Raw genomic sequence first — 21734 nt, 5'->3', positions numbered from 1 at the left:
GATCAACGCACCCGGCGGATGCTCGCCCCCAGCCCGGACAACTTCTCCTCGAGGTTCTCGTAGCCGCGATCGAGATGGTAGATGCGGTCGACGGTGGTCTCGCCCTCGGCCACAAGACCGGCCAGCACCAGCGAGGCGGAGGCGCGCAGATCGGTCGCCATCACCGGCGCGCCGCTGAGCTTGTCGACGCCGCGCACCACCGCGGTGTGGCCATCGACGCGGATGTCGGCACCCAACCGCAGCAGCTCGTTCACGTGCATGAAGCGGTTCTCGAAGATCGTCTCGTTGATCACGCCAACGCCCTCGGCGATGCAGTTCAACGCCATGAATTGCGCCTGCATGTCGGTGGGGAACGCCGGATGCGGTGCGGTGGAGATGTCCACCGCCTTCGGCCGACGTCCGCCCATGTCGAGGGTGATGCGATCGCCGTCGACCGCAATGTCGGCACCGGTCTGGCGGAGCTTGTCGAGCACCGAATCTAGTGTGTCTGGCCTCGCCTTGCGCACGGTAATACGGCCGCCGGTCATCGCCGCGGCGACCAGGAAGGTGCCGGTCTCGATCCGGTCCGGCACCACCGAATGCGCGCCGCCATGCAGGCGTTCGACGCCTTCGACCACGATCCGGTTGCTGCCGGCACCCTCGATCCGGGCGCCCATTGCCTTCAGGCACTCGGCCAGATCGACGATCTCCGGCTCCATCGCCGCGTTTTCCAGCACGGTGGTGCCTTCGGCCAGCGTCGCCGCCATCAGCACGTTCTCGGTCGCACCGACGCTGACCATCTCGAACACGTGGTGCGCGCCCTTCAGGCGATCGGCACGTGCCTTGATGAAGCCGTTCTCGACCGCGATCTCCGCACCAAGGGCCTGCAGACCCTTGATGTGCAGGTCGACCGGCCGCGAGCCGATCGCACAGCCACCAGGCAACGAGACCTCGGCATGGCCATAGCGCGCAAGCAGCGGCCCGAGCACCAGTACCGAGGCGCGCATGGTCTTGACCAGCTCGTAGGACGCGACCTGGCTGTGCACCGTGGTCGGGTCGACGCTGATCCCGCATCCCTTGGCCAGCGTGCCCTCGTCGATGGTGATGCCGGCGCCCAGCTCGCCCAGCAGTTTCACCGTGGTGATGACGTCATGCAGATGCGGGACATTGCTGATCTCGACCGGCCCGTCGGCCAGCAGGGTCGCGCAAAGGATGGGCAGCACGGCGTTCTTGGCGCCGGAGATCTGCACCTCGCCATTGAGCGGCCGACCGCCCTGGACAACGATCTTGTGCATCGGCTCAGGCAGCCTCTTCCGGAGTCAGGGTCTTCAGCGACAGCGCGTGGATCTCGCCGCCCATGCGCTCGCCAAGGGTGGCATAGACCAGCCGGTGCCGGGCCAGCGGCAGCTTGCCGCGGAAGGCCTCGCAGACCACGGTGGCCTCGAAATGGACGCCATCGTCGCCGCTTACCTGGGCGCGGGCGCCTGGCAGGCCCTGTTCGATCAGGGATTGGATGATGCTGGGGGTCACTGGTACTCCTCGGATGGAACCGGGCACGCCGATGCCGGGCGGCCACAGGGGGTCAAGGCAATGCAGTCCTCCGCGACCTCCGGTGGGCCGCGCGTCAGGCAAACATGAACTGGAGGGCCTAGAATTGGCCGATTAGCGTAGCGGGAACCTCGAAGGTTTTCGAGGTTCCATCAGTATCCCACCCCTGGCCATGAATTCCCGGCCCACTTTGATGGCATCCCCCGAAATGGCAGCCCAACCTTCCACCGCCCGCCCGATCGTCCCGGCCACCGATGACGGCCTGGCCGCCTGCGGGCGTCGCGTGTTCGAGATCGAGGGCCAGGCCCTGGCCGCGGTCGGCGCGCGGGTCGGCGCCGAATTCGCTGCCGCCTGCCGGCTGGTGCTCGAAGCCCGCGGCCGCGTGGTCTGCACCGGCATGGGCAAGTCCGGCCATGTCGCCCGCAAGATCGCCGCGACCCTGGCCTCGACCGGTACCCCGGCCTTCTTCGTCCACCCCGGCGAGGCCGGCCACGGCGACCTGGGCATGGTCACCGACGCCGACGTGGTGCTGGCGCTGTCCAACTCCGGCGAGAGCGACGAGGTGCTGATGCTGCTGCCGGTGCTCAAGCGCCAGGGCAACCCGCTGATCGCGATGACCGGCCGCCCCGGCTCGACCCTCGCGCGCGAGGCCGACGTCCACCTCGACGTCACCGTGCCGGCCGAAGCCTGTCCGCTCGACCTCGCCCCGACCTCGAGCACGACCGCCGCCCTGGCGATGGGCGATGCGCTGGCGGTCGCGCTGCTGGAAGCGCGTGGCTTCACCACCGACGACTTCGCCCGCTCGCACCCGGCCGGCTCGCTCGGCCGCCGTCTGCTGCTGCACATCACCGACGTCATGCACAGCGGTAGCGACGTGCCACGGATCGGCCCCGACGCCACCGTCAGCGAGGCGCTGGTCGAGATGAGCCGCAAGCGCCTGGGCATGACCGCGATCGTGGACGACGCCGGCAGACTGCTCGGCCTCTACACCGACGGCGACCTGCGCCGCAGCCTCGACGACGCCGCCGTCGACCTGCGCAGCACCCGCATCGGCGAGGTGATGACCCGCAGCCCCAAGACCATCGGCGCCGACGCGCTGGCGGTGGAGGCCGCGCGGATGATGGAGACCCACAAGATCGGCGGCCTGCTGGTGATCGATGCCGACCACCGCGTTGTCGGCGCGCTCAACATCCACGACCTGCTGCGCGCACGGGTAGTTTGAAACAGTGAAGGGTGGAGAGGAGTGAGAAACGAGTAAAAGCCCGACCTCCACTCCCACTCTTTCCTCATTCCTCTCCACTCTCGACTCGCTCCATGCCCTACAGCCACCTCAACGACTACCCCGCCGACATCCGCGAGCGCGCCGCGCGCATCCGCCTGGCCTGCTTCGATGTCGATGGCACGCTGACCGATGGCCAGCTCGGCTTCGACAGCGAGGGCCGCGAGCACAAGGCCTTCCATGTCCACGACGGCATGGGCCTGGTGATGCTGCGCAAGTCCGGGATCGCGGTCGCCTTCGTCACCGCACGTACCAGTGCGGTCGCCGAGCGGCGCGCCGGGGAACTGGGTGTCGAGGCCCATACCGGAGTCAAGGACAAGCTGGCCTGCGTCCAGGCGATCGCGCAACAGCTCGGGATCGGGCTGGACCAGGTCGCGTTCATGGGCGATGACCTGCCCGACCTCAAGGTGATGCTGCAGGTCGGCCTGTCCGTGGCCCCGGCCAATGCCCATCCCTGGACCCGCGAGCGCGTCCACTGGCGCACCCATGCCGGCGGCGGTCATGGCGCCGTGCGCGAACTCTGCGACCTGCTGCTGGCCGCGCAGGGGCATGCCGAGGCCCTGCTGTCCGACCTCAGCGGCGATGGCGCCGGTTCGGACGGGACACGCGCATGAACTGGCGCACCCTCGCCACCCTGACCCTGCTCGCCGGCGCCCTGCTGACCGGCTGGGTGTTGTGGAGCCAGCGCGACCGCGATGCCACGCCTGCCAGCGGCCAAACGCAGCCGGACTACATCCTCAACGATTTCGAGATGATCGCGCTGGACAAGCAGGGGCAGGAAGCGTTCACCGTGCGCGCGCCACGACTGGAACGCGACCCCGACAGCAAGACCATGGACATCGAGACCCCGCTGTTCATCATCCCATCGTCCCCGGATTCCGGAGGCGGCACCTGGGAAGTGCGCTCGCAGACCGGCTGGGTCAGCGAGCGCGGCGACGAGATCCGCCTGCGCGGCCAGGTCCAGGCCGATAGCGGAGATGCCGACGGCCGCCCGGTGACGATGCGGACGGAACAGCTCGATGTGTTCCCGCAGGCAAAGCGGGCCACCTCCGCGGTTAAAGTGACGCTCACCCAGCCCGGACTCATAATGACCGGCCACACCCTCGAGGCCGACCTCGAGCGTAACCGGATCACCCTCCAGGACACCCGTACCCGCTATGAAAGCATCCGCCGCTAGCCTCACCGCACTGCTGGCCATCGCGCTGCTGGCCGTCCTGCCGGCGGACCTGCTGGCGCGTTCGTCCGACCGCAACCAGCCGATGGACATCGATGCCGACGACTTCGACCACTCCCTCAACGAGAGCCAGCCGACGGTGTTCATCGGCAACGTCGTCATCAAGCAGGGCACGCTGGACATCCGCTCCGTGCGCGCCGAGGTGACCGTACGCAACGGCGAACCCACTCGCGCGGTGTTGACCGGCAGCCCGGCCACGCTCAAGCAGGAAATGGACGACGGCAGCCCGTTCAACGCGCGCGCCAACCGCATCGACTACGACCTGACGGTCGACACCGTCACCCTGACCGGTGACGTGAGCGTCCGGCAGGACGGCAACACCATGAACGGCCCGCGCCTGGTCTACAACATGCGGACCGGACGGGTGCAGGCTTCCAGCAACGCATCCGACAACGGCCGGGTCAAGCTGCGGATCATGCCGAAGAACGGCAACGCGGCCCCCGGCAAGCCGGAGGGCAACTGATGCTGGTCGCCGAGGGCCTGCGCAAGGCCTATCGTTCGCGCCAGGTGGTCAGGGAATTCGGCCTGACCCTGGATGCCGGCGAGGTGGTCGGCCTGCTTGGCCCCAACGGCGCCGGCAAGACCACCTGCTTCTACATGATCGTCGGCCTGGTCCCGGCCGATGCCGGCCGGATCGTACTCGACGGCAAGGACATCACCGGCGAGCCGATGTATGCCCGGGCCAAGTACGGTGTCGGCTATCTGCCGCAGGAACCGTCGGTGTTCCGCAAGCTCGACGTGGCCGACAACATCCGCCTGGTGCTGGAGCTGCGCCAGGACCTGGACAAGGCCGGCCGCGAGCGCGAACTGGCCAGTCTGATGGACGAGCTGCAGGTCACCCACGTCGCCGACCAGCTCGGCGCCAGCCTGTCCGGCGGCGAACGGCGCCGGGTCGAGATCGCCCGCGCACTGGCGGCCAAGCCGCGACTGATGTTGCTGGATGAACCCTTTGCCGGCGTCGACCCGATTTCGGTCGGCGAGATCCAGCGGATTGTGCGCCACCTCAAGAATCGGGGAATCGGTGTGCTGATCACCGACCACAACGTCCGCGAAACCTTGGGAATCTGCGACCGCGCGTATATCCTCAACGACGGTGGCGTGCTCGCGCAGGGGGCTCCGGACACGCTGCTGGCGAATCCGGACGTGCGCCGCGTGTACCTCGGGGAAACCTTCCGTCTCTAGCTGCCGGCACTGATCAATCTGCTTTCGATCAACCTGCTTTGATACGGTGACCCGTGGTCACGGGCACAACGCCCGGGCATGGAACCACGGGGACTGCACTCGGGTAACCGACATCTTCAGTATCCCGTCCGTGCCGGGCGGTGTCCGGCTATTGCCCCGACCGCCACACCCGACGGCCTCCGTATCGCGACAGGAAATGAAACCCCGCCTGCAAGCCTCTCTCGGACAGAATCTGGTCATGACGCCCCAGCTGCGTCAGGCCATCCGTCTGTTGCAGCTGTCCGCCGCCGAACTGGAGCTTGAGCTGGCCGACGCGATCGAGACCAATCCTTTGCTGGACTGGGCCGAAACCACGATCGACGCCGGTGGCGATGAAGCGGGCGCACAGGACAGTGGGACCGGACAGGAGGTCGACGGCAGCGATATCCAGGTAGAGGCGGCCGACGACTGGACGCCCGGCGAAGGCGAGTCCTGGTACGAGCGCAGCGGTCCGGCCGGTGGCTCCGACGAAGGCAGTGCCGCCGATCAGGTCGCCGCCGACGACAGCCTGCAGGACCATCTGCTCTGGCAACTGCACCTGAGCCACCTGTCGCCGCGCGACCGCAGCATCGGCGCAACCCTGATCGAGGCGATCGAGGACGACGGCTACCTGCGCGAGCCGCTGGACGCGATCATCGCCGCGTTGGCGCCGGAGATCCGGGCCAGCGAGGAGGAAATCGCCACCGTCCTGCACGTGATCCAGCGTTTCGACCCGGTCGGGGTCGGTGCGCGCGACCTCGGCGAATGCCTGCGCCTGCAGATCGAGACACTGCCCGACGATACCGCAGGCAAGGCCCTCGCCCACAAGCTGACCTTCAGCCCGCTGCAGCGTCTGGCCAAGGCCGGCGTGGCGGGCCTGGCCGGGGAGTTGAAACTCGATCCCGGCGAGGTCGAGATCGCCGTGCAGCTGCTGCGCTCCCTGGATCCGCGTCCGGGCTCGCAGGTGGGCGGCACCGACAGCGACACCTACGTCGCCCCGGACGTCGTGATCTGGCGCCAGAAAGGTTTGTGGCGGGTCGCACTGGCCGAAAGCATGCGCCCGCGCATCACCATCCATCGCGGTTACGAAAGCATGATCCGCGGCGCCAGCGCCGCCGACGCCAGCTACCTGCGCGGCCACCTCCAGGAGGCGCGTTGGCTGCTCAAGAGCCTGGAAGCGCGTGGCGAGACCCTGCTCAAAGTGGCCCAGTGCCTGATCCGGCAGCAGGCCGGCTTCCTGGAATTCGGCGACAGCGCGCTGCGTCCGCTGACCCTGCGCGAGGTCGCGGCCGAGATCGGCATGCACGAATCCACCGTGTCGCGCGCGATCGCCCGCAAATACGCCCGCACCCCGCGCGGCACCCTGCCGCTGCGCGGCTTCTTCGCCTCCGGGGTCAGCAACGACAGTGGCGGAGAGTCCTCCAGCACTGCGATCCAGGCCATGATCCGCCAGCTGATCAATGCCGAGGACCCACGCAAGCCACTGTCCGATGCCCGCCTGGCCGAGACCCTCAAGTCCACCGGGGTACCCGTGGCCCGGCGCACAGTGGCGAAATACCGCGAGGCGATGAACATCCCGTCATCGCAGGATCGCGTGAGAATCGGCTGACGATCCACAGCCCAGGCGGTCGGAAGCACAGGCTGCGCCACCTTCGGCGGCATTCGCCGAAATGATGACGTATCGCGGCCCGCCGGCCCTGCCCATCCCGTTCCGATCGTGCGATGCTGTAGATCCGGCGCCCCGGCCCCGGACCCACCTCAGGCGACGACTCAGGAGGTTCTGCGATGCGTATCGAAACCCACGGCCAGCAGATCGATGTCACCCCGGCCCTGCGCGACTATGTCGAGACCAAACTCGCCCGCCTCGAGCGCCACTACGAACAACCGCTGGACATCCGCGCCCAGCTCAGCCTCGACAAGCCGGACCATCGGGCCGAGGCTACCGTGAGCATCTCCGGCCGCACCCTGCATGCCGACGCCAATGCGATCGACATGTACGCCGCCATCGATCTGCTGGCCGACAAGCTCGACCGCCTGTTGATGAAACACAAGGAGAAGATGGTCGATCACCATCGCGGCGAGAGCCTCGCCCGCAACGGCGAGTTCAGCATCTAGGAACCTTCACCGATGCCCGGTGCCATCGCGTACCATCTCGACGCATGAACCCGGGCACCGAACACCGCCCCCGCCTCGGCGGGGCACGGCCATGAACGCGAGCATCAGCGCCGGCGAACTGTTCGAGCAGCAGCGCGAGCGGCTCGACCTGCGTTGGGCGGCCGGCCAGACCGGCGCCACGCGGGTGCTGGAAGCGGTACACACCGTGGCCCGGCGGCCGTCACTGGCCGGCTACCTCAACACCATTTACCCGAACAAGGTGCAGATCCTCGGCACCGAGGAACTGGCCTGGCTGGACTCGCTGGATTCGCGCCACCGCTGGGAGACGATCGAGAAGATCATCCAGTTCCGGCCGCTGGCGATGGTCATCAGCAAGAACCAGCCCTGCCCGGAAGACCTGCGCGAAGCCGCCGAGGAATCCGGGACCCCGCTGTGGATCTCGCCACGGCGCGGTCATGAACTGCTCAACCACCTGCAGTACCACCTTGCGCGCACGCTGGCACCACGGGTGACCCTGCACGGCGTGTTCATGGAAATCTATTCGATCGGCGTGCTGATCACCGGCGAATCGGGTTCGGGCAAGAGCGAGCTCGCGCTTGAACTGGTCACCCGCGGCCACCGCCTGGTCGCCGACGACGCGCCCGAGTTCACCCAGATCGCACCGGACGTGCTCGACGGCACCTGCCCCGACATGCTGCAGGACCTGCTCGAAGTGCGTGGCCTGGGCGTGCTCAACATCCGCGAGATGTTCGGCGACACCGCGGTCAAGGGCAACAAGTACCTGCGCCTGGTGATCCACCTGACCCGCCCAATGGCCGAGCCGTTGCCGGCCGGTATCGAGCGCCTGACCGGCGACAGCGGCACCCGCCGCATCCTCGACCTCGACGTGCCGACGATCACCCTGCCGGTCATGCCCGGCCGCAACCTCGCGGTGCTGGCCGAGGCCGCGACCCGCTTGCACAGTCTGCGCATGAAAGGCATGGACCCGGCCGCCGCCTTCATCGCACGGCACAGCAATTTCCTTGAACGGGGGGAGACGTGAACGAAACCGGCAACGAAACGCCATCCACCGCACCGTCCCCGTCAGCCGCTGTCGCCGATGCCGGTCCGGTGCTGCTGATCGTCAGCGGCATGTCCGGCTCGGGCAAGTCGGTGGCGCTGAAGACGCTGGAGGACCTGGGCTACTACTGCGTCGACAACCTGCCGGCCGACCTGCTGCCGCAACTGGTGCAGGGCATGAAGGACGGCGACGACGGCGCCCCGGCAAAGGTCGCGGTGGCCATCGACGTGCGCAACCACCGGAGCGACCTGACCAACATTCCCGAATGGCTGTCGGCGGTCGGCAATCATGGCTTCGACCCGCACCTGCTGTTCTTCGACAGCAGCGACGAGGTGCTGCTGCGCCGCTACGCCGACACCCGTCGACGCCATCCGCTGAGCCGGCTCGGCCTGCCGCTGGCCGATGCGCTCGCGCTCGAGCGCCAGGTTTCCCGCCCGCTGCGCCGCATCGCCGACACGGTGATCGACACCAGCGAGATGAACGTCCACCAGCTGCGCCGGCACATCATCACCGGCTTCGGACTCAGCGACAGCAGCACCGTGTCGCTGCTGTTCGAGTCCTTCGCCTACCGCCACGGCGTACCGGCCGACGCCGACTTCGTGTTCGACACCCGCGTGCTGCCCAATCCGCACTGGAACGCCAGCCTGCGCCCGCTGTCCGGCCGCGACGCCGCGATCTGCGACTACCTGGCCGGGCAGCCGGAAGTGGAGCACTACCGCGCCCAGGTCGCCGACTTCCTCGATACCTGGCTGCCGCGCATGGCCAGCGGCTCGACACGCAGCTACGTGACCGTCGCGTTCGGCTGCACCGGCGGTCGCCACCGGTCGGTCTACCTCGCCGAGCGAATGGCCGCGCATGCCCGGGATCAGGGTTGGGAAGAGGTCGCCGTGCATCACCGCGAGCTGGACTGAGCGACCGCGAGCGGGCATGAACACACCCTGACACGATTCCCGCGCGCTTTCACCGAATCACGAAACATTTGCGTTCTGCTAGCGTCGGGCTTGCATCTGCAGGTCTAGGTTCGGGGTGCGCCTGAATGCGGCGCGCCACGCGGTTTACTCGAGCCCCCTCTCTCCCAGCCAGGAGGCAAGCCATGAACTCTCGCACCACAGCATCCCCGCACAGACATACTTCGAAACACCGCGCCTCGAACACCGGTTCCGTGGCCGCGCAACGCGCACGCATCGCATGCTCGGCATTGTCGATCGCCATCCTCGCCGCGTTCGCGCTGTCGGGCTGCGACCGGCCCGAGCCGTACGAGCCGGCAACGCCATCCTCAACCGAGCCCATCCGGGATGAGAGCATCCCTGCCGAACAGGACATGCCGCCACCCGAAGCGACGCCCCCCGAGACGGAAACCGAGAACATATATCCCGAGCAGATCCCGCCGTACGACGATCAGGCGATACTGCCGGAACCGCACATCCCGGAGCAGCCGATCCGTGATCCGGAGCCGGACCCGACCACCGACGACGCGCCTCCCGACCGCTGACGGCGCACCGCGGCCAAGTCCGCTCCAACCATGCTTGTACGAACACGGGCAGCCTGTCACGGCTGCCCGTGATCTTATGCGACCGGCGCCCGACACAACGCCAACGCTTCCGGCCTGTTACCCGCCTCTGCTAAGTTTGCGGCATGAGCGTCGGCATTCTCCTCGTCACCCATGAAGGCATCGGCAGCGCGTTGCTGGCGGTGGCTACCCAGCTGCTGCGCAACCTGCCGCTGCGCACCGAGGCTTTCGAGGTACCCATCGGTGCCGATCCGGACCAACTGCTGCCGCAGGCGAGCGCGGCACTGCGCCGGGTCGATGGCGGCGACGGTGTGCTGGTACTTACCGATCTTTATGGCGCCACTCCGAGCAACCTCGCGGCGAATGTCGCGCGGCTCGGCACTCCGGTGCGCCGGGTCTCGTCACTGAACCTGCCGATGCTGCTACGGGTGATGAACTACGCCGAACTCGAACTGGACGAACTGCCCGCGGTCGCCGCCGCGGGCGCGCGCAACGGGGTCATTCTCGACGACGCGTGAGCGGAACCGACGGGCCCGGACGGCCCGCCATTCCACGCCGCCACAGGGCATGGGGCCGTGGGCAGATAGCTGGTACGAATGAGGACACCCCCATGATCGAACGCGAACTGACCGTTTCGAACCGCCTCGGCCTGCATGCGCGTGCGACCGCCAAGCTCGTCCAGGTACTGTCGGCCTTCCGAAGCAATGCCACCCTCGTCGCCAAGGGCCGCGAGGTGAATGCCAAGAGCATCATGGGGGTGATGCTGCTTGCCGCCGGCCAGGGCACCCAGGTCAAGCTGCGCGTCGACGGCGAGGACGAGGACGCCGCGACCGAGGCCATTGTCGCGCTGTTCGAGCGCCGCTTCGACGAAGACAGTTGAGGAGCACCGTATGAGGCAGGAGTTCGCTGGCACCGGAGCATCGCGCGGAAGCGTGCTGGGCCGTGCCCGTGTTCGTCTGCCGCATGCACTCCAGGTCGTCGAGGAACAGATCGCCGGCGAGGCCATCGACGACGAGCTGGCCCGGCTGCACGCCGCCATCGCCAGTGTCCGCGAGGAAATGCGTACCCTGCGCGAGCGCCTGCATGGCGCCCTCGCCCATGAAGTCGGCGAATTCCTCGACCTGCACACATTGCTGCTCGACGATCCGGAACTGCTGCAGGGCCTGAACGAGCTGATCCGCATTGGCCGCTACTCCGCGGACTACGCCCTGCGCCTGCAGCGCGACCGCATCGCCGCGGTATTCCAGGAGATGGACGACGCTTACCTGCGTAGCCGGGTGGAGGACATCGACCAGGTCATCGGCCGCATCCACGCCGCCCTGCATCGTCGCGTTGGCGACACCCGCGGCATCGCCGGCGACATCCTGGTCAGCGATACGGTGGCCCCGTCCGAGCTCGCCCAGCTCCAGACCCAGGGCGTGATGGCGATCGTCACCGCCAACGGCAGCGTGCTTTCGCATACCTCGATCCTGGCCCGCAGCCTGCACCTGCCTCTGGTGGTGGGCGCACCCAATGTGCTGCAGAAGATCAACGACGGCGACACGTTGATGATCGACGGCGCCAGCGGTCTGGTGGTGCTGGAACCCAATGCCGAGGACCTGCGCGGGCATCGCGCTCGCGTGCGCGAGCTCAAGGCCGAGCGCAAGCACCTGCACCGCCTGCGCCGCGAGCCGACCCGCACCCTCGACGGCGTCGACATCCGGCTCTACGCCAATGCCGAGACCCGCGAGGACATCGCCTCCGCGCATGCGCTGGGCGCGGCCGGAGTGGGCCTGTACCGGACCGAGTACCTGTTCCTGCAGCGCAGGGAGCTGCCGGACGAGGAGGAGCAGTTCCACGCCTACCGCGATCTGGTACTGGGCATGACCGGCCGCAGCGTGACCGTGCGTACGGTGGACCTGGGCGCCGACAAGATCGATCACGCCGGCCTGGCCCTGCGCGACGAGCCGAATCCGGCGCTCGGCCTGCGTGGCGTGCGTCTGTCGCTGGCGCACCCGCGGATACTGGAAACCCAGCTCCGGGCGCTGCTCCGCGCTTCGGGCTACGGACCGCTGCGGATCCTGCTGCCGATGGTCGCCAGTCGCGCGGAAATCCGCGCAGTGCGCGCGGAACTGGATCGCGTCGCCGGTGTGCTTCGGGCCGAGGGCCATGCCATCACCGACCGTATTCCCCTCGGTGCGATGATCGAGGTACCCGCCGCCGCCATCGCCCTGTCCAGCTTCATCGACGAGGTCGACTTCCTCTCGATCGGTACCAACGACCTGGTCCAGTACCTGCTCGCCGCCGATCGCATCAACGAATCGCTGGGCGAGCTGTACACCCCGCTGCACCCCGCGGTGATCCGGATACTGCGCGACGTGATCCGCCTCGCCCACGCGCGCGAGGTACCGGTCTCGGTCTGTGGCGAAATGGCCGGCGATGCGGCTTTCGCGCCATTGCTGCTGGCGTTGGGCCTGCTCGAGTTCAGCCTGCACCCGGGCACCCTGCTCGAACTGCGCCGGGCCATCCGCAGCCACGACCTGTCCGAGTTGCGCGCGGCGGCACCGGCGCTGCTGCGCGCACGCGACCGCGACGGCATCGAACGCTGGCTGCATGCGCATACCCGTGCGAGTGCTGCGTTGACGGAAACGGAAGAGACGGGCCCCACATAGCCACGGCAGATGTCGCCCGCGCATGCGGAGCGCACCCGGGATCGATCGCCATGCCGCGGCTGCGGCCCTCGAGCTTACCCGCGCTACCACTCCGGGGTGTGCAGTTCCGGCCACAACGGTGATAATGCCGCCCAACCGGAGACCGCCTGCGGTTCCCCGTACCCGACCGGAGCACTGCATGGCCGAAGCCGTCCGCCACGACAAGACTGCACGCCAGCTGCGCCTGCTCTCCAACGCACTCGACAGCGGCCGGCTTGGCCCGGTCAGGCGGCTGGTCAACACCCTGTCGCCGGCGGAGATCGGCAACCTGCTCGAATCGCTGCCGCCGGCCAAGCGCACCGTGGTCTGGGGCCTGGTCGATCCCGAGGACGACGGTGAGGTGCTGGTCCACGTCGGCGACGAGGTCCGCGAAAGCCTGCTGGCGGAGATGGACCCGGACGAGATCATCGCCGCGGTCGAAGATCTCGACATCGACGACCTCGCCGATCTGGCCGAAGATCTGCCGGACACGGTCATCGACGAAGTGCTCAAGTCGATGGACCGCGAGAACCGCGACCGGCTCGAACAGGTCCTGTCCTATCCCGAGGACACCGCCGGCCGCCTGATGAACCCCGACGTGGTGACGGTGCGCTCCGACACCACCGTCGACGTCGTATTGCGCTACCTGCGCCTGCGCGGCGAGTTGCCCGAGCACACCGACCACCTGTACGTGGTCAGCCGCCGCCACCAGTACCTGGGCAGGATCGCGCTGGCGTCGCTGCTGACCTGCGAGCCGGGCGAGCCGATCAACAAGCTGATCGACGACGAGCAGCCCGCCATCGACGTCGAAGAATCCGCGAACGAAGTCGCGCGCCAGTTCTCCGACCACGACTGGCTCAGCGCGCCGGTGGTCGACGACAACAACGTCCTGCTCGGCCGCATCACCATCGACGACGTGGTCGACATCATCCGCGAACAGGCCGAGCACCAGGCCCTCGGCGCGGCCGGTCTGGACGAGGAAGAGGACATGTTCAGCCCGATCGTCCGCGCGATGCGCCGGCGCATGATCTGGCTGGCGATCAACCTCGGCACCGCGTTCCTCGCCGCCACCGTGGTCGGCCAGTTCGAGGACTCCATCGAGAAAATCGTCGCGCTGGCGGTACTGATGCCGATCGTCGCCGGCATGGGCGGCAATGCCGGCACCCAGGTACTGGCGCTGATGATCCGCGGCCTTGCGTTGGGCCAGGTCGGCGCCTCCAACGCCGGCGTGCTGCTGTGGAAGGAAATCCGGCTCGCCGCACTCAACGGCATCGCACTGGGCAGTCTGCTCGGCGTGATCGTCTGGTTCTGGTTCGGCGATCCGATGCTGTCGGTGGTGATCGCCACCGCGCTGACCCTGAACCTGTTGTTCGCCGCGACTTCCGGCGTGCTGGTCCCGCTGACCCTCAAGCGGCTGGGCTTCGACCCCGCCCTCGCCAGCGGCATCTTCCTGACCACGGTCACCGACGTGCTCGGCTTCTTCACCTTCCTCGGGCTGGCGACGCTGGTATTGCTGAAGTGACGTTCTGGCCTCAGAAAGGCCGTCGGCTTGACAGGGCATTCGACAAGCAAGGACACTGAGTTTGCCGACTTTGGCGACACCTTCCAATTGGCACTCACAAGGAACTTGAGATGCAAGTACCGGACAGGATTCATGGAAACACACTCTCCGAAATGGCCTCTGCTATATGGACACTTTTAACCGGAAGCTTGTGTGCGCTTTGGGGGTTTTCCAGGTTCGCAAACACAAAGATTACCTTGAGCTACCCTGATGGCAGCATCATCCGTCAACAGGATATCTTTGCAGTAGCGAGCAGCGTGCTCCCGGCGCTGGCCATGGTCATCGTTACATGCATCCTGATGTTTTTTGTATCAAGGTGCGCCAAGCTTCTGCCTGACCCGCAACAAGCTGCACTCATGCGAAGACTTGGCCTCAGCGGGGTTGCCCTGTCCTTGCTCGGATTGATGCCGGCATCATTTGTAGCCTTTCTCTGATTTGCTGAACCCGAGATTCCACCTGACTCTGCCGTGGAGGCCTGTCACCCGGAACCACATGGCATCCTTCAAAACGTCTTGGGTGTGGCCTCGCCTTGTCCGGGACACCGATTCAACGCCAACTTGATCCTTCAGCGAGGATGGCCCAGCAGCGCCTCCAGCACCGCCATTCGTACCGCGACGCCGTTGCCGACCTGGCGCAGCACCAGCGAGCGCGGGCCGTCGGCGACCTCGTCGGTGATCTCGACGCCGCGGTTCATCGGTCCCGGGTGCATCACCACCGCATCGGCCGCGGCGCGGGCGAGGCGCTCCGTGGTCAGCCCGTAATCGCGGTGATAGTCGTCCAGCGAGCTGACCCGGCCCTCTTCCATGCGCTCGCGCTGCAGGCGCAGCATCATCAGCACATCCACACCTTCCAGCGCGGCGTCGAAATCATGGCTGACCGTGCAACCGCGCAGGGTGTCGTCATCCGGCAGCAGTGCCTGTGGGCCGCAGACGCGGATTTCACCGGTGCCGAGGGTGCGCAACGCATGCAGATCCGAACGTGCGACGCGCGAGTGCTTCACGTCGCCGACGATCAGCACCTTCAACTGCGGGAAATCTGGTCCCTTGGCCTGGCGCAGCGTCAGCATGTCGAGCAAGCCCTGGGTCGGATGCGCGCTGCGGCCGTCGCCGGCATTGATGAGGGCGGTGCCGGGATTCGCCTCGGCGGCCAGCGCGGCTACCGCGCCATCCTCACGCGCGCGGACGATGAATCCATGCACGCCCATCGCCTCGATGGTCTTGAGCGTGTCGCGCGCGGTTTCGCCCTTGCTGGTCGAAGAGGTCGAGGCGTCGAAGTTGAGCACGTCGGCACCGAGCCGTTGCGCGGCCAGCTGGAAGCTCAGGCGGGTCCGGGTCGAGGGCTCGAAGAACAGGGTGCAGACCGCGATCCCGGCCAGCGCGGCGCGGTTGTCGTGGCCGTCGGCAAAGTGCTGGGCACGGTCGAGCAGCGCGAGCATGCGTTCGCGCGGCATGTCGTGCAGGCCGATCAGGTGGCGTGACGGATCGACCGCAGCGGCGTGCGGTCGGAGGCCAGGGGCATCGTGGCTCATGAGGCGGAAGCGGAGGCTCAGTGGGAAGCGTCGGGAGAATGCGGTACCGGGGTGATCTCGATGACATCGTCGGGTGCGGCCAGCCAACGCTCGACGATCACCGCGGCGGCCATCGCGTCGAGCACCTCGGCGTCGCGACGCTTCCTGCGGCCTTCGGCGCGGGCACCGGCGAAACGCTGCGCGGCCTCGATCGAACTGGCGCGCTCGTCGACCAGCACCACCGGCAGCCGGTAGCGCGCGTGCAGCTCGCGGGCAAAGGCATGGGCACGCTTGCGGTTGGGCTGATCGCCGCCGTCGAGGGTCATCGGGTCGCCGACCACGAAACCGGTGGGCAACCACTCCTTGCGCAGGCGGTCGATCGCGGTCCAGTCCGGGCCGTGGCCGTGCACGTCGACCACCGCCAGCGGGCGCGCGCCGTGGCCGAACCCGCTGCCGACGGCGACGCCGATGCGGCGGGCGCCGACATCGAATCCGAGCACGGTGCCGTCGCGCTTCATGCCCGGTCTCTCATCGGCACACCCCTCATGCGTGGCCGGCGTAGTCGGCCAGGTGGGCGAAGTCGACGCCGATGCGTCCGGCCGCGGCCTGCCAGCGCGAATCCAGCGGGGTCGAGAACAGCAGTTCGGCGTCGGACGGCGCCGTGAGCCAGTCGTTGTCGGCCAGCTCGCGCTCCAGCTGCCCGGAACCCCAACCGGCACAGCCCAGGGCGACGATCGCCTGTTCGGGGCCTTCGTCGAGGGCCATGGCTTCGAGGATGTCGCGCGAGGTGGTGAGATACAGGCCGTCGGCGATCTGCATCGTCGAATCCCAGACCATCCCGCCGTCATGCAGGACGAAGCCGCGCTCCGGATGCACCGGGCCGCCGGCCAGGACGATCTGGGACCGCAGCGAGTCGCTGCCGCCGTCCACGCCCATCTGGCCGAGCACCTCGCCCAGCGTGTACTCGGAGGGGCGGTTGACCACGATCCCCATCGCGCCGTCGTCATCGTGCTGGCAGATCAGCGCGACGCTGCGCGAGAAGTTGGTATCCGCCAGTGAAGGCAGGGCGATCAGCAGCTGATTCGCGAGTGGCGTGGGCGTAGGAGTGGCCGACATGGCAACCATTCTAGCCCGGAAACATCATCGCTTCCCCGCTGCGGTACCCCGCCGACCCGGACCGGCGCGCGGGCCATGCCCGGCACCCGAGGCCCGGGGACGGCGGGACGCCGCACCCGGGTTTCCACGGATTACGCGTGTTCGCCGCCGGCGCCATGCACGTGGCCATGCTGCTGCTCCTCGGCGGTGGCTTCACGCACGTCGGTGACCTCGACGTCGAAATGCAGGGCCTTGCCAGCCAGCGGATGGTTGCCGTCGACGGTGATGGTGGCGTCGCCGACCTCGGTCACCGTGACCAGCAGCGGACCATTGCCGGTCTGGGCCTGGAACTGCATGCCCGGCTGCACGTTGTCGATGCCCTGGAAGGCCTCGCGCGGGACCTGCTGGATCAGGCCGTCGTGGCGCACGCCATAGCCCTCTTCAGGGGCGACATCGACCTTGAGCTTGTCGCCGGCCTGCTTGCCGGCCAGCGCCTTCTCCAGCCCGGCGACGATGTTGCCGGCGCCGTGCAGGTAGCTCAGCGGGTCACGCCCGTTGGACGTGTCGATGACCTGACCATCATCGCCGGTCAGGGTGTAGTGGAAGGATGCGACGCAGTTGTCGGCGATCTCCATGGAAGCCTCCATATCTTGGGAGAGAGTGGGAATACGCCGAAAAGGCCGGAGCACTGATAGACGACGCAAAGAAACAGCCGCACATGGCGGCTGCCGGTAAAGTCTGGCCAACCTGGCCTGGGATCGCAACCTCGCGGCACTCACCTGATCGACCGCGCGAACACCCGGGTTTCAGGCAGCCATTATCAGAAGAACACATAGCCGACCTTGCCCATGGGGATGCGGATCAACCACAGCGCGGCCAGATGCAACGGGTAATACGCGTAGAAGGCCCAGCGCAGGCGCGGCATGGGCAGGCCGACGCGCGTCGCGACCAGCAGCAGCGGCAGCGCAGCCAGCGCCCACCAGTTGCCGTTGACGAGCCACAACGAGGCGCAGGCCAGCAGCGCGACGATCGCCGCCGCCCAGGACGGCCGCTTGCAGTACGACCACACCGCCAGACCGAAGGCCACCGCGGGCCACCAGAACTCGACGAACAGGCCGCCAACCAGGAACACCACCACGGCGAAGAACAGGTAGGTCGCCCCGCCCTTCTCCACCAGCCAGGCGCAGGCGGTAATGGTCAGCAGTGTGAACATCACATTGAGTGGGAACCAGCCGGCAAGCAGGCCGCCCAAAGCCATGAACGGCACCGAAGCCACGGCGCCGAACACGGCGAGGTGCTTCATCGTGCGCTGGTATGTACCGCGCTCCAAGGCACCGGGCCTGGCCAGGTTGTAGGCCAGGACGAAGGCGAAAATCGGCAGCGCAAGACGGCCACACTCGAACAGGACCGGCAACTTGCCAATGAACAGGTACTTGTTGACGTGATCGCCGGTCATGAAAAGCAGGGCGATCCACTTCAATGCCTCAACGGTGCCGTTCGGCACGTTCAGTGGCTTCATTCAGTGCTTCCTGTCGCGCTGTGCGTAGACGCGCAGCGCCAGGTGGGCATGCTACAGGGCCGGTGATGCAGCATGTTCGTCCAAACGGGCGCAGAAGAAATGCGGAGTCATGCAGGTTCAAACTCCCCGAAAAATGAATCCAGCAATAGCAAAACCAAGGGAAATCAGCCAAAGCTGGCTATCCCGAACCCTTGCGCTGCCGGACTTCGGTGGATTCTGCAGGGCCGACTACCGCACCTCGGCGACTTCCACCCCATCCAACCCCTGCGCCAGTGTCTGCGCGTCGCCGCCCTGGGCGAGTTTGATGCGCAGGCGGACTTCGTTCTGGGAGTCGGCGTAGCGCAGGGCGTCTTCGTAGCTGATCTCGCCGGCCTGGTAGAGCTCGAACAGGCTCTGGTCGAAGGTCTTCATGCCCAGCTGCACGGATTCCTTCATCACTTCCTTCAGCTTGTGGATCTCGCCGTCGCGGATGTAGTCCTGGACCAGCGGGGTGCCGAGCAGGATTTCCATCGCGACGCGGCGGGCCTTGCCGTCGGGGGTCGGTACCAGCTGCTGGGCGACCACGCCCTTGAGGTTCAGCGACAGGTCCATCAGCAACTGGCCGCGGCGGTCTTCCGGGAAGAAGTTGATGATGCGGTCCATCGCCTGGTTGGCGTTGTTGGCGTGCAGAGTGCACAGCACCAGGTGGCCGGTTTCGGCGAAGGCGATGGCGTGGTCCATGCCCTCGCGGGTACGCACCTCGCCGATCATGATCACGTCCGGGGCCTGGCGCAGGGTGTTCTTGAGCGCGTTCTCCCAGCTGTCGGTGTCGATGCCGACCTCGCGCTGGGTGATGATGCAGCCCTCGTGCTTGTGCACGAACTCGATCGGGTCCTCGATGGTGATGATGTGGCCGGTCGAATTCTGGTTGCGGTAGCCGATCATCGCCGCCAGCGAGGTCGACTTACCGGTACCGGTGGCACCGACGAAGATGATGATGCCGCGCTTGGTCATCGCCAGCGTCTTGATGATCGGCGGCAGGCTCAGCTCCTCGACGGTCGGGATCTTGGTCTCGATCCGGCGCAGCACCATGCCGACCTGGTTGCGCTGGTAGAAGCAACTGACGCGGAAGCGGCCGACACCGGCCACGCCGATCGCGAAGTTGCATTCGTGGGTCTTCTCGAACTCCTCGCGCTGCTGCGGGTTCATCACGTTGAGCACGAGGTCGCGGCTCTGCTGCGAGGTCAGTGCGTTCTGGGTGATCGGCGAGATCTTGCCGTGCACCTTCATCGACGGCGGCATGCCGGCGGTGATGAACAGGTCCGACGCCTTCTGGTGCGCCATCAGTTTGAGGAAGGAGGTGAAGTCGATCGTGCTCATTGCGTGTGCCTCCATGAGGCCCTGGTTTCCATCAAGTACGGGTCCATCAAGTGCGGGCCCATCAAGTGCGGGATCTTTCCCGGCGACGACGGAACTCCCCTTCCGCCCCGCCCTGTGAAACACCCCCGCGGTACGGGGGCATGGAACGCGGATCAATCGAACAGCCGCTTGTCCTTGGCGTACTGGCGGGCCTGCTGGCGGGCCACCAGGCCGCGCTTGACCAGGTCCTGCAGGTGCTGGTCGAGGGTCATCATGCCGTGCTGCTGGCCGGTCTGGATCGCCGAATACATCTGCGCGACCTTGTCCTCGCGGATCAGGTTGCGGATCGCCGGGATGCCGACCATGATCTCCCACGCCGCGGTACGGCCGCCGCCGACCTTCTTCAGCAGCGCCTGCGAGATCACCGCGCGCAGCGATTCCGACAGCATCGAGCGGACCATCGGCTTCTCGCCGGCCGGGAACACGTCGATGATGCGGTCGACGGTCTTGGCTGCCGAGCTGGTGTGCAGGGTGCCGAACACCAGGTGGCCGGTTTCCGCGGCGGTCAGCGCCAGGCGGATGGTTTCAAGGTCGCGCAGCTCGCCGACCAGGATGTAGTCCGGGTCCTCGCGCAATGCCGAGCGCAGCGCCTCGTTGAAGCCGTGGGTGTCGCGATGCACCTCGCGCTGGTTGATCAGGCACTTCTGCGAGGTATGGACGAATTCGATCGGGTCCTCGACCGAGAGGATGTGTGCGTACTCGTTCTTGTTGACGTGGTCGAGCATCGCCGCCAGCGTGGTGGACTTGCCCGAACCGGTCGGGCCGGTGACCAGGATCAGGCCCTGCGGCTGGTCGATCAGGTCCTTGAAGATGCGTGGAGTCCCCAAGTCCTCCAGGGTCAGCACCTCGGAGGGAATGGTACGGAACACCGCACCGGCGCCGCGGTTCTGGTTGAACGCGTTGACGCGGAAGCGCGCCAGGCCGGGGATCTCGAACGAGAAGTCGACCTCGAGGAATTCCTCGTAGTCGCGGCGCTGCTTGTCCGACATGATGTCGTAGACCAGCGCGTGGACCTGCTTGTGGTCGAGCGCCGGGATGTTGATGCGGCGCACGTCGCCATCGACGCGGATCATCGGCGGCAGGCCGGCCGACAGATGCAGGTCCGAGGCCTTGTTCTTGACCGAGAACGCCAGTAGTTCGGCGATATCCATGCGTGCTCCCCAACACTGAAAAAGAATGGCCCGAAAAGAGCCCGGCAGGCGCCGTCGAATGGAACGATACTAACCCCGTGGGGCAGTATAGCCCCGTATCGGGAACGTGAAGCCAGCGTTTCCGACAACTGCGGAACCGGTCGCAAAGCGGCCCGCCGCGATACCGAAACGACCCAGACAGGATTCCGTCCGTGGATGCAGCTTCCCTCCACGCCAACTTGCGCGACACCCTGCAACATATTGATAACGCAGCGCATTCCAGCGGACGGCCAGCGCCGCGCCTGCTCGCTGTCGGCAAGACCCGACCGGCGGACGCAGTGGCCGCGCTGGCCGCTGCATTCTGTGACCTGCGTCCGGGCGAAGTGCCGGCCTTCGGCGAGAACTACGTCCAGGAAACGGCCGCCAAGCAGGCCGGGCTTGCCGTCATGCGCGACGTCCCGACGATCGAATGGCACCTGATCGGCCACCTGCAATCGAACAAGGCGCGCGAGGCCGCGACCCTGTTCGACTGGGTGCAGACCGTGGACCGCCCGAAACTCGTCACCGCCCTCGCCCGTCATCGCCCGGACAATCGGCCGCCACTGAACCTGCTGATCCAGGTCAACATCGATGACGAGGCGAGCAAGCATGGCTGCCGGCCTGACGAGGTGCCCGCGCTGGCCCGAGCCATCGCCGCCCATGCCAATCTGCGCCTGCGCGGGCTGATGGCGATCCCCGCGCCTGCGGAGGACGAATCGGTGCGACGGCGCGCCTTCGCTGCGATGCGCGAATGCTTCGAAACACTCAGGGCCGACCATCCGCACATCGACACGCTGTCGATGGGCATGAGCGACGATTACCCGCTGGCGATCGCCGAGGGGGCGAGCATGGTGCGGATCGGCACCGCGCTGTTCGGGGCCAGAGGTTAGC

At 67.0% G+C, this 21734-nt stretch carries 25 protein-coding genes; 16 read left to right on the top strand and 9 right to left on the bottom strand.

Annotated elements, in window-relative coordinates:
- Nucleotides 1-2: 2 nt before the first annotated feature.
- Nucleotides 3-1274: a UDP-N-acetylglucosamine 1-carboxyvinyltransferase gene (gene murA, locus FKV23_RS03940; protein ID WP_141622686.1), complete on the bottom strand. Its 1272-nt coding sequence runs from the start codon at nt 1272-1274 to the stop codon at nt 3-5.
- A 4-nt stretch (nt 1275-1278) separates the two neighbouring features.
- A complete protein-coding gene (locus FKV23_RS03935; protein WP_141622685.1) occupies nt 1279-1509 on the bottom strand; it encodes a BolA family protein in 231 nt (76 codons plus the stop codon).
- Nucleotides 1510-1735: 226 nt separating this feature from the next.
- Between FKV23_RS03935 and FKV23_RS03930 the strand changes: the two genes are divergently transcribed.
- The 15 genes from FKV23_RS03930 to FKV23_RS03860 all read left to right on the top strand — a co-directional run bounded on the left by FKV23_RS03930 (nt 1736) and on the right by FKV23_RS03860 (nt 14589).
- Complete coding sequence (locus tag FKV23_RS03930) at nt 1736-2749, top strand: KpsF/GutQ family sugar-phosphate isomerase (RefSeq protein WP_141622684.1); 1014 nt, start codon at nt 1736-1738, stop codon at nt 2747-2749.
- Between the two features lie 92 nt (nt 2750-2841).
- Nucleotides 2842-3420 carry a KdsC family phosphatase gene (locus FKV23_RS03925; protein ID WP_141622683.1) on the top strand — a complete coding sequence of 193 codons (579 nt, stop codon included), beginning with the start codon at nt 2842-2844 and terminating at the stop codon, nt 3418-3420.
- A complete protein-coding gene (gene lptC, locus FKV23_RS03920) occupies nt 3417-3983 on the top strand; it encodes an LPS export ABC transporter periplasmic protein LptC (protein WP_141622682.1) in 567 nt (188 codons plus the stop codon). The genes FKV23_RS03925 and lptC overlap by 4 nt, the downstream gene beginning before the upstream one ends.
- Nucleotides 3964-4503, top strand: a complete 540-nt coding sequence (lptA, locus tag FKV23_RS03915; protein ID WP_141622681.1) for a lipopolysaccharide transport periplasmic protein LptA — start codon at nt 3964-3966, stop codon at nt 4501-4503. Before lptC ends, lptA begins: the two co-directional genes overlap by 20 nt.
- A complete protein-coding gene (gene lptB / locus FKV23_RS03910; protein ID WP_141622680.1) occupies nt 4503-5222 on the top strand; it encodes an LPS export ABC transporter ATP-binding protein in 720 nt (239 codons plus the stop codon). The genes lptA and lptB overlap by 1 nt, the downstream gene beginning before the upstream one ends.
- Nucleotides 5223-5418: 196 nt before the next feature.
- Nucleotides 5419-6849 carry an RNA polymerase factor sigma-54 gene (locus tag FKV23_RS03905; protein WP_141622679.1) on the top strand — a complete coding sequence of 477 codons (1431 nt, stop codon included), beginning with the start codon at nt 5419-5421 and terminating at the stop codon, nt 6847-6849.
- Between the two features lie 176 nt (nt 6850-7025).
- Entirely contained in the window at nt 7026-7355 is a 330-nt protein-coding gene (gene hpf / locus FKV23_RS03900; RefSeq protein WP_141622678.1) for a ribosome hibernation-promoting factor, HPF/YfiA family, read from the top strand.
- Between the two features lie 91 nt (nt 7356-7446).
- Nucleotides 7447-8397: an HPr(Ser) kinase/phosphatase gene (hprK, locus tag FKV23_RS03895; RefSeq protein ID WP_141622677.1), complete on the top strand. Its 951-nt coding sequence runs from the start codon at nt 7447-7449 to the stop codon at nt 8395-8397.
- Nucleotides 8394-9326, top strand: a complete 933-nt coding sequence (gene rapZ / locus FKV23_RS03890) for an RNase adapter RapZ (RefSeq protein WP_407067643.1) — start codon at nt 8394-8396, stop codon at nt 9324-9326. Before hprK ends, rapZ begins: the two co-directional genes overlap by 4 nt.
- A gap of 251 nt (nt 9327-9577) precedes the next feature.
- Complete coding sequence (locus FKV23_RS03885) at nt 9578-9907, top strand: hypothetical protein (RefSeq protein ID WP_141622676.1); 330 nt, start codon at nt 9578-9580, stop codon at nt 9905-9907.
- 143 nt (nt 9908-10050) lie between these two features.
- Complete coding sequence (locus FKV23_RS03880; protein WP_141622675.1) at nt 10051-10443, top strand: PTS sugar transporter subunit IIA; 393 nt, start codon at nt 10051-10053, stop codon at nt 10441-10443.
- A 92-nt stretch (nt 10444-10535) separates the two neighbouring features.
- Nucleotides 10536-10805, top strand: a complete 270-nt coding sequence (locus FKV23_RS03875) for an HPr family phosphocarrier protein (protein ID WP_141622674.1) — start codon at nt 10536-10538, stop codon at nt 10803-10805.
- Nucleotides 10806-10815: 10 nt separating this feature from the next.
- The gene (gene ptsP / locus FKV23_RS03870; RefSeq protein WP_141622673.1) at nt 10816-12576 is read left to right on the top strand and encodes a phosphoenolpyruvate--protein phosphotransferase; all 1761 of its coding nucleotides are present in this window, start codon (nt 10816-10818) and stop codon (nt 12574-12576) included.
- 178 nt (nt 12577-12754) lie between these two features.
- A complete protein-coding gene (gene mgtE, locus FKV23_RS03865; RefSeq protein WP_141622672.1) occupies nt 12755-14116 on the top strand; it encodes a magnesium transporter in 1362 nt (453 codons plus the stop codon).
- Between the two features lie 110 nt (nt 14117-14226).
- On the top strand, nt 14227-14589 hold the full coding sequence (locus FKV23_RS03860) for a hypothetical protein (RefSeq protein ID WP_141622671.1): 363 nt from the start codon (nt 14227-14229) through the stop codon (nt 14587-14589).
- 131 nt (nt 14590-14720) lie between these two features.
- Here the strand turns inward: FKV23_RS03860 and FKV23_RS03855 are convergent, their stop codons facing one another.
- From FKV23_RS03855 to FKV23_RS03825, 7 genes are all read right to left on the bottom strand, one after another.
- The gene (locus FKV23_RS03855; protein WP_141622670.1) at nt 14721-15683 is read right to left on the bottom strand and encodes an aspartate carbamoyltransferase catalytic subunit; all 963 of its coding nucleotides are present in this window, start codon (nt 15681-15683) and stop codon (nt 14721-14723) included.
- Between the two features lie 17 nt (nt 15684-15700).
- A complete protein-coding gene (gene ruvX / locus FKV23_RS03850) occupies nt 15701-16180 on the bottom strand; it encodes a Holliday junction resolvase RuvX (RefSeq protein ID WP_141622669.1) in 480 nt (159 codons plus the stop codon).
- A 25-nt stretch (nt 16181-16205) separates the two neighbouring features.
- A complete protein-coding gene (locus FKV23_RS03845) occupies nt 16206-16778 on the bottom strand; it encodes a YqgE/AlgH family protein (RefSeq protein ID WP_141622668.1) in 573 nt (190 codons plus the stop codon).
- Between the two features lie 131 nt (nt 16779-16909).
- On the bottom strand, nt 16910-17392 hold the full coding sequence (locus tag FKV23_RS03840; RefSeq protein WP_141622667.1) for an FKBP-type peptidyl-prolyl cis-trans isomerase: 483 nt from the start codon (nt 17390-17392) through the stop codon (nt 16910-16912).
- A gap of 185 nt (nt 17393-17577) precedes the next feature.
- Entirely contained in the window at nt 17578-18276 is a 699-nt protein-coding gene (locus tag FKV23_RS03835) for a TraX family protein (RefSeq protein ID WP_141622666.1), read from the bottom strand.
- 228 nt (nt 18277-18504) lie between these two features.
- Nucleotides 18505-19635, bottom strand: coding sequence for a PilT/PilU family type 4a pilus ATPase (locus tag FKV23_RS03830; RefSeq protein WP_141622665.1), 1131 nt, complete (start codon nt 19633-19635; stop codon nt 18505-18507).
- 152 nt (nt 19636-19787) lie between these two features.
- Nucleotides 19788-20825: a type IV pilus twitching motility protein PilT gene (locus FKV23_RS03825; RefSeq protein WP_141622664.1), complete on the bottom strand. Its 1038-nt coding sequence runs from the start codon at nt 20823-20825 to the stop codon at nt 19788-19790.
- Between the two features lie 191 nt (nt 20826-21016).
- On the opposite strand from FKV23_RS03825, the gene FKV23_RS03820 reads away from it, so the two are divergent.
- A complete protein-coding gene (locus FKV23_RS03820) occupies nt 21017-21733 on the top strand; it encodes a YggS family pyridoxal phosphate-dependent enzyme (RefSeq protein ID WP_244244087.1) in 717 nt (238 codons plus the stop codon).
- Nucleotide 21734: the final 1 nt, after the last annotated feature.

Origin of the sequence: Lysobacter alkalisoli (assembly GCF_006547045.1) — a bacterium.
GTDB lineage: Bacteria > Pseudomonadota > Gammaproteobacteria > Xanthomonadales > Xanthomonadaceae > Marilutibacter > Marilutibacter alkalisoli.
The sequence above is the reverse complement of the archived record's forward strand: the minus strand, read 5'-3'. Positions and strand labels throughout refer to the sequence as shown.